The 12585-nt window shown below is 46.9% G+C and carries 10 protein-coding genes; all 10 read left to right on the forward strand.

The genetic code is table 11. From position 1 onward, the window contains the following. Window positions 1-141: 141 nt before the first annotated feature. Window positions 142-1395, forward strand: a complete 1254-nt coding sequence (locus AB4Z45_RS10995) for a methyl-accepting chemotaxis protein (RefSeq protein ID WP_441909248.1) — start codon at window positions 142-144, stop codon at window positions 1393-1395. Window positions 1396-1495: 100 nt separating this feature from the next. Beyond that, the gene (locus tag AB4Z45_RS11000; RefSeq protein ID WP_441909249.1) at window positions 1496-2491 is read left to right on the forward strand and encodes a PstS family phosphate ABC transporter substrate-binding protein; all 996 of its coding nucleotides are present in this window, start codon (window positions 1496-1498) and stop codon (window positions 2489-2491) included. 189 nt (window positions 2492-2680) lie between these two features. Further along, the gene (gene pstC / locus AB4Z45_RS11005) at window positions 2681-3544 is read left to right on the forward strand and encodes a phosphate ABC transporter permease subunit PstC (protein ID WP_256711019.1); all 864 of its coding nucleotides are present in this window, start codon (window positions 2681-2683) and stop codon (window positions 3542-3544) included. Between the two features lies 1 nt (window position 3545). Then, window positions 3546-4421, forward strand: coding sequence for a phosphate ABC transporter permease PstA (gene pstA / locus AB4Z45_RS11010; RefSeq protein WP_441909250.1), 876 nt, complete (start codon window positions 3546-3548; stop codon window positions 4419-4421). A 12-nt stretch (window positions 4422-4433) separates the two neighbouring features. After that, the gene (pstB, locus tag AB4Z45_RS11015; RefSeq protein WP_308999341.1) at window positions 4434-5189 is read left to right on the forward strand and encodes a phosphate ABC transporter ATP-binding protein PstB; all 756 of its coding nucleotides are present in this window, start codon (window positions 4434-4436) and stop codon (window positions 5187-5189) included. Window positions 5190-5297: 108 nt separating this feature from the next. Then, window positions 5298-5957, forward strand: a complete 660-nt coding sequence (phoU, locus tag AB4Z45_RS11020) for a phosphate signaling complex protein PhoU (RefSeq protein ID WP_076270305.1) — start codon at window positions 5298-5300, stop codon at window positions 5955-5957. A gap of 190 nt (window positions 5958-6147) precedes the next feature. Further along, complete coding sequence (locus AB4Z45_RS11025) at window positions 6148-7686, forward strand: GGDEF domain-containing protein (RefSeq protein WP_441909252.1); 1539 nt, start codon at window positions 6148-6150, stop codon at window positions 7684-7686. Then, window positions 7683-8903 (forward strand): EAL domain-containing protein, encoded by a 1221-nt coding sequence (locus tag AB4Z45_RS11030; RefSeq protein ID WP_441909254.1) that lies wholly within the window; start codon window positions 7683-7685, stop codon window positions 8901-8903. The genes AB4Z45_RS11025 and AB4Z45_RS11030 overlap by 4 nt, the downstream gene beginning before the upstream one ends. Window positions 8904-9007: 104 nt before the next feature. Beyond that, a complete protein-coding gene (gene polA, locus AB4Z45_RS11035) occupies window positions 9008-11686 on the forward strand; it encodes a DNA polymerase I (protein ID WP_441909256.1) in 2679 nt (892 codons plus the stop codon). A 48-nt stretch (window positions 11687-11734) separates the two neighbouring features. After that, complete coding sequence (gene mutM, locus AB4Z45_RS11040; RefSeq protein ID WP_441909258.1) at window positions 11735-12577, forward strand: DNA-formamidopyrimidine glycosylase; 843 nt, start codon at window positions 11735-11737, stop codon at window positions 12575-12577. Window positions 12578-12585 lie beyond the last annotated feature (8 nt).

Genomic DNA, 12585 nt, shown 5'->3' on the forward strand with positions numbered 1-12585 from the left:
AAAATTCAATAGGCATGTTTTTACGGAAATTAAAAAATATATTGTCGAATTTAACATTCCGATAACATTTCTACCTAATTCAATTGATGCTTACGACCTATAGTGAGTGCATAAGGAAAAAGAAGGAAGGGTGAGGGTGAAGTGACAGCGACTGTTCTAGATAAAGAAAAACAATCAGCTATCGAGAAAAATGAGCGTACTGCTCCAAACACACCACTTAACGGAAAAGAACAACAACCGATTGAGGTAAAAGGAACCGATGAAAGGACTGTTAAGCAAGCGGAGCAGCGTGCTGATGAAATAACTATTCGTCCGGTAAAAGCAGAAGCAACGCGCCTGCATCATTTTTTGCGTCAGGCTCCAACAATAGACGCAGAGCATACATGCCGGCAGACGATCGCTGTGTTTAAGAAGCATCCGGAAAGTGAGTGCATTATCGTAACTGGGGAGCAAGGGGCTCCTATCGGTCTGATGATGCGCAATCGTTTCTTCCTGAAGCTGGGCCATCGCTTTAGCGCAGATTTGTATGATGACAAACCGATTACAAAGCTTATGGATGCGAGTCCGCTCGTAGTCGATTATGATTATGCACCGCAGCAGCTCATTGACAGCGCATTAAGCCGCCACGAGAGTGTGCTTTACGATTGTGTCATCGTTACGTTAAAAAATAAGCTTGCAGGTATATTGACTGTGTCGGACATGCTCAAGATTTCCCGCCTGCTGCAGCAGGAAGCCGTTGATGCGCAAATGAGTACGATTCGCTCAGCAGAGCAGCGGGTGAGAGAGATCGAACAAGCCGTCAGCAGCGTTCGCAAGTCAACTGAACAAGGCGAGTCAATGTCTGTAGATATGGTCGATTTGACCCTAACCGGCAAAAACGAGCTGGATAAAGTAACAAAAGCTTTTAACGCCATGACGCTGAATTCTGAGCTTCAGGAGAAACGGATGAATGAGCTTCAATCTGAGGCGGGGTCTATCAGCAAAGTTTCTTTATTAATAAAAGAACTGGCAGAGATGAGTAATCTACTCGCGCTGAATGCTTCTATAGAAGCAGCCCGTGCGGGGGAGCATGGGCGCGGTTTTGCGGTTGTCGCTGGCGAAGTGATGAAGCTTGCAGGCCAAACGAAGCAATTTGCGAACGAAATAACGACGTTAACAAAAACGATAGTTGATGCCATTACGCAAACGACAAGTCTTGCTCATTCAGGACGAATGGAGACGATCGCAAGCGAAGCGAATATCAATGAAGCCGTGGAGGTGTTTAATCATCTATTCCGAGCGGCAGCTGATAATCGCAATAGCGCGAAGCAAATTGGCATTTTATCGGAGCAGGCACATCAGCAAGCTGTTCATATCGCAGTCGAAATGAAAAAATTACAGCAATCTTATTTTTAACATGGAGTTTACAAAAACAGAATACGAGGTTTACAAACGGCTAGTAGTATAAGAGGCACGGGGATGAACCCTTACAGACATAATAAGAGGAGTGGTAGAGTTGTTAAAGAAAAAAGGGTTTAAAGGAATTCTAATGTTGTCGATGGTGACGCTGCTCGTATTCGCAGCTGCATGTGGTAATAATAGCGGAAATAAAGGTTCTGAAAATACAGGATCTACGAATAACACTGCAACTAACGCACCAGCTGGTGAAGATGTGAAATTGTCAGGCGAGATTAAAATTGATGGTTCAAGCACAGTGTTCCCACTTACAGAAGCAGCAGCTGAAGAATTCAACAAAGAGCACAAAGACGTTCGCGTTCCTGTAGGCGTATCTGGCACAGGCGGCGGCTTCAAACAATTTTGCGCAGGCGAGATTGCCATTGCAGATGCTTCCCGTCACATCAAGGATGAAGAAGCAGCAGCTTGTAAAGCAGCTGGAATCGAATACACTGAATTGTCTGTAGCATTTGACGGCTTGTCCGTTGTAGTAAGCAAAGACAATGACTTCATCGACCACTTGACAGTAGAAGAGCTGAACAAAATCTTTACAACTGGCAGCACAGTAACAACTTGGAAAGACGTTCGCGACACTTTCCCTGCTGAGCCGATTGTAATGTTCTCACCAGGCGCTGATTCCGGAACTTATGACTACTTTAATGAAGCTATTCTTGAAAAAGCAGGTATTCGCAACGATAAAGCAATCAGCTTCTCTGAAGATGACAACGCACTTGTTCAAGGCGTAGCAGGCAGCAAATACGGCATTGGCTACTTCGGTTTTGCTTACTTTGAAGAAAACCAAGATAAATTGAAAGTTGTTCCTGTAGACGCTGGCAAAGGTGCAGTTTCACCAACGTATGACACTATCAAAGACGGTTCATATGCGCCATTGTCCCGTCCGCTCTTCATCTATGCAAACAATAAAGAGCTTGAGCGTCCAGAAGTGAACGCATTCGTTAAATACTACATCAACAACATCGGTACTTTTGCTGGCGAAGTTGGTTATGTATCACTTCCAGATGAGCAATACGCAACAGAAGCAGCAAAAATTAAATAAGCAACAAACGACCTGATGAAAATGTGTGGTGTCTCGAGGGACATCACCTTTTTATCGGCACAAATGTAAACGAATTGTAAAGGCAAGAAGGAGGACGCTGCAATGCCAAGCCAAGGGCTGCAAACGGTCATTAAGGCTCAAACAAACAGCAAGGAAGTCTATGATTTCAAAAATAAACGCGTAAGCATCATGAACAAATTGATGCCAATCCTATTGTTCCTGTGTGCATCCGTATCTGTTCTAACTACAATAGGTATTGTCGTCACACTCATCTCAGAGACCTATCAGTTTTTTCAAAAAATACCGATTTTTGATTTCTTGTTTGGGACCAAATGGTCACCGTTAATTCCGCCCAAAAGCTTCGGCGTTTTGCCGCTCCTGTCAGGCACGCTCATGATCACGTTTATCGCTTGTTTAGTCGCTATCCCACTAGGGCTTGCAAGTGCCATTTACTTATCAGAATATGCACCGAAGCGAGTTCGTAAAGTAATTAAACCGATATTGGAGGTACTCGCAGGAGTTCCAACCATCGTATATGGTTACTTTGCTCTTAGCTTGGTTACACCGCTTATTCAAAGCATCTTTCATAGCGCCGGCGTGTTCAACGCATTAAGTGCCGGTATTGTTGTCGGTATTATGATTATTCCTATGGTTTGCTCGCTAAGCGAGGATGCGATGTCCTCTGTACCGCGCAGCTTGCGTGACGGCGCTTATGCGCTTGGCGCAACACGGTTCGAGGTTGCTTTGAAAATCGTTGTGCCAGCAGCCTTCTCGGGTATCGTGGCTTCTGCCGTACTTGCTTTCTCAAGGGCGATCGGCGAGACGATGATCGTTACGGTAGCGGCAGGCTCTACACCTAATATGACGGCTAATCCGCTCGAGAGCATCCAGACGATGACCGCTTATATCGTTCAGGTCAGCCTTGGGGATACGCCGCATGGAACGGTTGAGTATGGATCGATCTTCGCGGTCGGCATGACGTTGTTCGTCATTACATTCCTGCTCAATATTCTTGCCCAGTACATTGCAAGAAGATTCAGAGAGGAGTACTAAGATGAACATATTTCTAGATGCAAACCGCAAGCAAATTGCTAATCGGCGGAAAAAGGATTGGATGCTTCATATCCTGTTCGTCGCCGCCACTTCTATCGGCGTTCTCGCGCTTTGCGCGTTAATCGTAGATATTTTGATCGACGGTATTGCAAGGCTCCAGCCTGATCTATTCACGAACTTCCCGTCTCGCAAAGCGGACGGTTCCGGAATGAAGTCGGCGCTGGTTGGTACGATTTACATGCTGCTTATTATGGCGCCTATTTCCTTTATTTTTGGAGTAGGAGCTGCGATTTACTTGGAGGAATACGCGAAGAAGGGCCGGATTACCCGGATGATTCAGCTTAATATCAGTACACTAGCGGGCGTTCCGTCCATCGTATACGGTATTTTGGGCTTAACCTTGTTCGTACGCCTGCTTGCGCTTGACCGCAGCCTCATTGCAGGGGCGCTCACGATGACGCTGCTTGTGCTTCCTATTATTATCGTTTCCGCACAAGAGGCAATTCGTGCCGTTCCAAAATCACGCCGTGATGCTTCGTTCGCTCTAGGCGCGACCAAGTGGCAGACCGTTTCTCGCTCTGTTATGCCTTCAGCTCTTCCGGGCGTACTAACTGGCGTCATTCTTGCTATGTCTCGTGCAATTGGAGAAACGGCACCGCTAGTTATGATCGGAGCATTAACGTATGTTGCCTTTTTGCCAGAAGGTCTTAAGGATTCGTTTACGGTTATTCCTATTCAAGTGTACAACTGGTTGTCTAAGCCACAGCTTGAATTTAAGGAGCTTGCTGCCAGCGGAATTATCGTTTTACTAGCGCTGCTGTTGCTAATGAACTTTTCGGCTATTTTGCTTCGCAACAAGTATCAGAAGAATATTTAGGAGGAAAACGATATGGAAGCACTTATTAATATTAACAAGCTGAATTTGTTTTACGGCGCTTTCCACGCTTTGAAGGATGTAACGCTAACGATACCTGAGAAAGCAATCACTGCATTCATCGGTCCATCCGGCTGCGGAAAGTCAACTTTGCTTCGTACACTAAACCGTATGAACGATATGATTCCGGGCACTCGGATTGAGGGAGGTATCGCCATTGGCGGTACTGAAATTTACTCGAATGAAGTGGATGTTGAAACACTGCGCAAAAAGGTCGGCATGGTATTCCAACAGCCAAATCCGTTCCCGAAATCGATCTATGATAACGTGGCATACGGTCCTCGCCTGCATGGTATTACTAGCAAGCGCGAGCTCGATGAAATTGTAGAAACAAGCTTGAAATCCGCGGTATTGTGGGATGAAGTAAAGGATCACTTGAAACGTTCTGCATTCGGTTTATCTGGTGGACAGCAGCAGCGCCTTTGTATTGCCCGCGCACTTGCAGTAAACCCGAATATTTTGCTTATGGATGAGGCGACATCAGCGCTTGACCCGATTTCCACGCTGAAAATTGAAGAGCTTGCTCAAGAATTGAAAGATAAATACACAATCGTGATGGTTACTCACAACATGCATCAGGCAGCCCGCGTATCCAATCAAACGGTGTTTTTCTTGAATGGCGAGGTCGTTGAGTACTCGGATACGGAGAAGCTGTTCTCCAATCCAACCGATCAGCGCACAGAAGATTATATAAGCGGACGTTTCGGCTAAGCCAGACGGATCGTGGGAGAAAACTTCAATTCAAGAGGCTGAATCATATGATTTTGGCCTTGCGAAAGATGTTGTTTTACAAACCTTGTAGGGGGAATGCCGTTCATGATGACCACGCGTAAAGAGTTTGACCAAGGACTAGAGCATCTTCATAATTTGCTGATTGATATGGGTACTTTTGTTGAAAAAGCGCTCGTAGAATCGATGGAAGCATTAAAAACCGTTGATGTTGACCGTGCGAAGCAGGTCATAAAGCTGGACCCGTCGCTTAACCAAATGGAAGAAAAGATTACGGAAATCGGCTCGAAGCTGATCGCTACGCAGCAGCCTGTTGCCAAGGATTTGAGAAGAATTCTGTCCTCGTTTAAAATCGCAAGCGATTTGGAGCGTATGGGCGATCTCTCCGTTGATATAGCTAAGGTTGTATTGCGTTTAGAGGGTCAGGAGCTAATAAAACCGTTAATCGATTTGCCGCGTATGGCTGAAATTGTTCAGCTTATGACATACGAATCCATTCAATCGTTTATTCAAGAAAACGTGGACCTTGCTTACAAAATGGCGAAGGACGACGATCAGGTTGATGCCCTGTATGGACAAATTACGCGCGAGCTTTATTCCCTTATGATGGAAAACCCTCGCAACATTACACAGTCATCGCTTCTTACTCTCGTCGGACGTTACCTCGAAAGATTCGGTGATCACGCGACGAACATCGGTGAGAGCGTCGTTTATCTCGTAACGGGAAATCGTCCGGATTTGAACGTATAACCTACTGAAAACATACTTAAGACCGCCCACGCTTAGCTGCTGGACGGTTTTTTTGTTTAGGAGAAAAGAACTAAGAAAAATGTCGAATTTTACCGCAAGTTAATCCTTTTATGCATCTCTATTCACAATTCGCTGGTAAAGTAATACATAAAGGAACTGAAATAGACGATAGTCGATTGAGGGGATTGGCATGAATGGAGTCGGGGTTGGTTTATTCAATCGAGATATGCTCCGCAGCATAAAAGAGCGCTGGCATGAAGGCGGAATTGGTGTCATCTACGTCCGTTTTCGCCTCGGGAATACAGCAGCAGAATCAGCATTGCAGCTATGGGAGGGCACGGAGGCAAGGCTTTTCTGGCGTCAGCGCCTTGAATGGGATTACTTTTATTTATTTGATCGGCAGCAGAAGGATGAACCGATCATTCGAGTGGTCGAGAAAGCGATGGAGCGGCTTATTGATAGGCTTAGGAAGTCTGAGGCAAAAAAGGAAGACGGGGCTTTCTCAGACACCGATTTGGAGGTAAGCATAGGTCTTTCAACGGCATACCCTCCAGCAACCGGCCGTTCCTCGGAGTCGGTTGTTTATCGGATGATTCTTGATGCGATGGAGCAAAGCGCATATAACGTTACTCTCGGAAGGAACCGCCAAGAATCTCTAGCCGAAGGCAAACCGAAAATAGAAAACTACGGTCAGATTATCGGAGCAGGCGAGCCAGTGCAGCAGCTGCATTTGCCGGGGAACCACAGCCGAACCGTTCGAATTGGCGGGCTTGCTGCACCTTTTCCAATATTTCCTGCTCGGGCCAGGGTGTCCGAGGTTGCTTATTTTTTCGATACGAATGCGAAGGCGCAAGGCGCGGTCATTGTCGATAAAGGCAGACCAATTGGCATCTTAATGAAAGAGAAGCTGCATCAAATGTTAGCCGGACAATTCGGGCTGCCTCTTTATTGGAACAGACCGATTGAGCGGATTATGAACAATCAACCGCTTATTGTGGATGAGCAGCTTACTGTCGAACATGTATCTCAGCTGGCAATGGCAAGGGATTTCTCGCAGCTATACGATGTCGTTCTTATTACGAAGGATGGACAGATGGCAGGAGCAGCTACGATCAGGTCTATCTTGGAATGCATGACGGCGCTTCGCACAGAGGCAGCACGAACAGCTAATCCGCTTACGGGGCTGCCGGGAAACGAGGAAATTCAGCTTGAACTGAGCCAGCGGATCGGACAAGGTGAGCCGTTTGCTGTCGTTTATGCGGACTTGGACTATTTTAAATGGTATAACGATTCCTTTGGTTTTGGGCTCGGAGATAATTTGATCCGCTATTTGGGAGATATTCTGCGCATGGAGCTTGATCAGCTCGGAGCAGGCAACGATTTTGTCGGACATATAGGCGGAGATGATTTCATCGTGGTAATGAGAGCAGATTCGGCGGAGCAACTATGTCAGGCTATGATTAAGCGTTTCGATAGCGGGATTAAAGCATTTTACGGCGGAGCCCAAGTAACGACGGTTGAGGATCGAGAGGGCAATCTCATTGATCAGGAGGGTGTAACGCTTTCTTTGTCACTCATGTTATGGGATGGCAGAGTAGCGCTAGCGGCAGATGATATTCCGAGGATTGCGGCAAAGCTAAAGAAACAAGCGAAAGCTCTTAAAGGCAGCGTCTATGTCATGGATCAAATTATAGGAATGCATCATGGAGAGGAACGGAACGGAAATTGAGACAACTACGGGACATATGGCGGCTAAACGATACGGAAAACGTGAGCTCGGGTCATCTTGGTATTATTTATTTATCATGGCAGTTTCCTACGGATGTTCGGAAAAATCATTTATCCGCGCAGCATGAGAAATGGCGTGTTTTTGCAGAGAATGAGGTGAAGGCTGCATTTGGAAGCTCTCTACTATATGAAGGGCTGCAATGGATGAAGGAGGATTTATTTATCCATATGCGCTTGCCGGCCGGGCATCAACTGCTGCAGGAGGACTGGCTGCTTGAGCTGGCCTATAAGCATACCGCTGATTGGGAGAAAAAATTTGCAGAGGAGATTTGTTTTGAGGGGCTAGCTGATGTGCTTGGGAAGCTCCATGTTGGCGTATCTGTCGTACCCAATGACAATGACCCTGTGGATGGACTAGTCTGGTATGATGCGATGAAAAAAGCAATTTTGCACGGGCAATCCGCCGGATCGATGGAACGAAGCTTGAAGCGCCGAGCGCTGGAACGAGTCATTAGCGAGCGGCTTATTCAGCCAGTATATCAGCCTATCGTATCGCTGCTGCGCGAAGGAGAGGTATTTGGCTTCGAAGCGCTATCGCGTACGCAGGATCAAACTTGGTTCTCCGGACCAATGGAGCTCTTTCAGTGTGCTGAGCAGGAGGGTTTGACTTATAGCCTGGATAGGCTGGCTAGAGAAAAAGCGATAGACGGCTGTCTGCGGCTCATGCCAGGGCAAAAGCTATTCATCAATGTGATGGCGCAAATTATGGAGGATCCAAGCTTCTCGCCTGGCCAAACGCTCAGTCTGCTGGAGCAGCATAAGCTATCGCCCCATCATGTTGTATTTGAAATTACAGAACGAAGCTCAATCGCGGATTTTGGTTCTGTGAAGAAGGCGCTGGAGCATTACCGAAGCCAAGGTTATCAAATTGCAATTGATGATGTTGGAGCGGGTTATTCGTCCTTGCAATCTATCGCTGAGCTGCGTCCTGATTATTTGAAGGTGGATCGGTCGATTATTCAGAATATCCACTTGGATGAGATGAAGGAGCATATTTTGTACACGCTGGTTCAGATTGCAGCAAAAATGGATATTTCCATTATCGCCGAAGGCATAGAACTTGAAGCAGAGCTTGCGAAGGTGCGTGAGATGGGGATTGAATACGCTCAAGGGTATTTATTAGGCAGGCCTGCTCCTTTTCACTCCATGATGATGTAACCGATACAAAAAAGGGCTATCCTATGGCTGCGATGCTTGGGAATAGCCCTTTTTGTGGTATACTTAAAGGTATGAATGTTACATAAAGAAGGTGTTGATTCCTTATGGAAAAATGGATGCTAATTGACGGAAACAGTATAATCTACCGTGCGTTTTTTGCTTTGCCGCCGCTCACGAATTCGGCGGGCAATCACACGAATGCGATTTTTGGGTTTACAACGATGCTGCTTAAGCTGCTTGAACAAGAAAAGCCGACTCATGTGCTGGTGGCATTTGATGCCGGCAAGGTCACTTTTCGCCATGAAGGTTATGCAGAATATAAAGGCGGAAGACAAAAGACACCGCCAGAGCTGTCAGAGCAATTCCCAGTGCTTAAGGAACTGCTTCAAGCCTTTAGCATTTCGCAGTTTGAGCTGTCCGGTTACGAGGCCGATGATATTATCGGTACGCTAACGAAGGCAGCCGACGAGAAAGGTGTAGAAGCTTTTGTCGTTACTGGAGATAAAGATATGCTGCAGCTTGCTTCAGACAAAGTAACCATTGCGGTAACACGCAAAGGCGTTAGTGATGTTGAACTTTATACACCAGAGACGATCCAAGAGAAATACGGCCTTGTGCCGATGCAAATTATCGATCTTAAGGGGCTCATGGGGGATACCTCAGACAACATCCCTGGAGTTCCGGGTGTAGGCGAGAAAACGGCGCTTAAGCTGCTTCATGAGCATGGATCGGTTGAAAGCGTGCTTGATAACTTGGACAAGCTGAAGGGCAAGCTGAAGGAAAACATTGAGAGCCATAAAGATGATGCTACGATGAGCAAGCGCTTGGCGACGATCTTCCGAGAAGTGCCTATAGAAAAGTCTATCGATGACATTCGTTATGACGGGTATGATGGTTCGAAGCTGGCTGAGGCGTTCCGCAAGCTGGAATTCAAATCATTAATTGATCGGTTGGAGCTAGGTGCTGAAGCAGGCGATATGGATAAGGAAGCCGAAGCTGCTGCTGCTGATTTGAATATTAATGTGATCGAATCAGAAAAAGACGCAGAGATGCTGGAGAAGCTTATTCAGCTGCTCCAGAAGTCGGACAAAAATGGCTTGTATATCGAAGCCATTGGGGAGAATCCACATCATGCCGAGCTGATTGGCCTTGCTATCGCCACCGATGAAGCGGTGTATGTAATGCCATATTCAGTGCTTAAGCAGCCTTTCGCAGCAAAGCTTCGCGACTGGCTCGAACAAGCGGACAAGCCGAAATACGGCTTTGATCTCCATAAGGTGGAGCTCGCACTCAAATGGAGCGGAATCAGCTTCGAGGGTTCTGCTTTTGATGTGCAGCTGGCAGCCTATTTGCTCGATCCTACAGAAGCAAGCCAGACATTAAGCGGCATTAATGAGAAGCAAGGGTTGTCGACACTGCCGCCGGATGAAGCTGTTTATGGCAAAGGAGCGAAATTCAGAGTGCCTGATGCCGATACCCTTTACCGCCATTTATCGCTGAAAGCGGAAGCTGTTCGGAAGCTCGTGCCTTTGTTAACCGAAGAGCTAAGCAATACGGGCATGAGCAAGCTTTATTTTGATATGGAGCATCCATTGTCCCGCATTCTTGCAGGAATGGAGTTTCAGGGCATTAAAGTAAAGTCCGAGGAGTTGGAGGCGCTGGGCCGTAACTTGGAGAGTAAGCTGACAACAATCATTAGCAGTGTGTACAAGCTTGCTGGTACGGAATTTAATATCGGATCGCCAAAACAGCTGGGTGAGATTTTATTCGAGAAGCTTGGCCTGCCTGCTAAGAAAAAGACGAAAACAGGTTATTCGACGGATGCTGAAGTGCTGGAGGAGCTTGCGCCTTATCACGAGATTATTCCGCTTATTCTGCATTATCGTCAGCTCTCGAAGCTGCAATCTACTTATGTAGAGGGCTTGCTCAAAGAAGTGCGCAAGGAAACAGGCAAAATTCACACGTATTATCGCCAGACCATTGCAGCTACCGGTCGTCTAAGCAGTCAGTTCCCTAACTTGCAGAACATTCCGATTCGTCTTGAGGAAGGACGCCAAATTAGGAAAGCCTTTGTACCGTCCGAGCCGGGCTGGTCCATCGTAGCAGCTGACTATTCACAAATTGAGCTTCGTGTGCTCGCACATATTGCTGATGATGAGAATATGAAGGAAGCGTTCATTAAGGACATGGATATTCATACCAAAACCGCGATGGATGTATTCGGTGTAACTGCCGAGGAGGTAGATTCCAACATGCGTCGTTCGGCAAAAGCGGTCAACTTCGGCATCGTTTATGGCATCAGCGATTTTGGCTTATCGCAAAACCTTGGCATTTCCCGTAATGAAGCTGGGAAGTTTATTGCGGATTACAAGGAGGTTTTCAAAGGCGTTCGCCAATATATGCACGATATCGTTCAGCAAGCGAAGCGCGACGGGTATGTGGCCACACTGCTTGAGCGCAGGCGTTATCTGAATGACATCAATGCTTCTAATTTCAACTTGCGATCCTTTGCTGAACGTACGGCGATGAATACACCGATTCAAGGTACTGCGGCAGATATTATTAAGCTGGCCATGGTTCATATGGACGCTGCGCTGCGCGAACGCAAGCTGAAGAGCCGCATGCTGCTGCAGGTGCACGATGAGCTCGTGTTTGAAGTGCCGCAAGAGGAGCTGGAGCTGATGAAGACGCTTGTGCCTGAAGTGATGGCTGGAGCGCTCAAACTTGATGTTCCTTTGAAGGCCGATATGAGTTTCGGTGACAATTGGTATGAAGCAAAGTAACCCACTGGCGGGCAGTTTCGGGTATAATGGTTGTTGAGGTGAGGAGAAATGCCTGAATTGCCAGAGGTAGAAACAGTTAGAAGAACACTAATTGAACTTGTAGCGGGAAAACGAATCCAATCCGTAACCGTTAGACTCCCGCGTATTATACAGCGTCCAGCAGAACCTGAACAGTTCGCGGATGCGCTTGTCGGACATACGATCCAGACGGTTGAGCGGCGCGGCAAGTTTTTGCGGATCATCTTGGACGGGCTCGTACTTGTATCGCATTTGCGAATGGAAGGCCGATATGGGGTTTTCCCATCGGAAGAGCCGATTGAGCTGCATACCCATGTTATCTTTCATTTCGAAGATGGCACGGATTTGCGTTATAAGGACGTTCGCCAGTTCGGTACAATGCATTTATTTGAGGAAGGGCAGGAGCTTGAGCTTCCGCCGCTTAACAAGCTTGGTATAGAGCCGCTTGAGCCAGCCTTTACGCTTGAAGCGCTTCGCGGTAAGCTCGAGAAACGCGCGACTAAGATTAAGCCGCTATTGCTTAATCAAGAGCATATTGTCGGTTTGGGCAACATTTATGTAGACGAAGCTTTATTTCAAGCACGCATCCATCCGGAGCGAACACCTAACACATTGAAGCCGGCCGAATGGAAGCGACTTTATGAAGCGATACGCTCGACACTGGGAAATGCGGTTGAAGCAGGCGGTTCGTCTATTAAATCGTACGTTAATGGACAAGGTGAGATGGGAATGTTTCAGCATCAGCTGCTTGTATACGGCAAGAAGGATGAGCCTTGTCCAACTTGTTCAAGACCGATCCATAAATTTGTTGTTGGCGGCCGCGGCACGCATATTTGCAATAAATGCCAGACACTGCAAGCATCAGGAAAATAATACGAATC

The sequence above is a fragment of the Paenibacillus sp. MCAF9 genome (assembly GCF_052114265.1).
Classification (GTDB): Bacteria; Bacillota; Bacilli; order Paenibacillales; family Paenibacillaceae; genus Pristimantibacillus.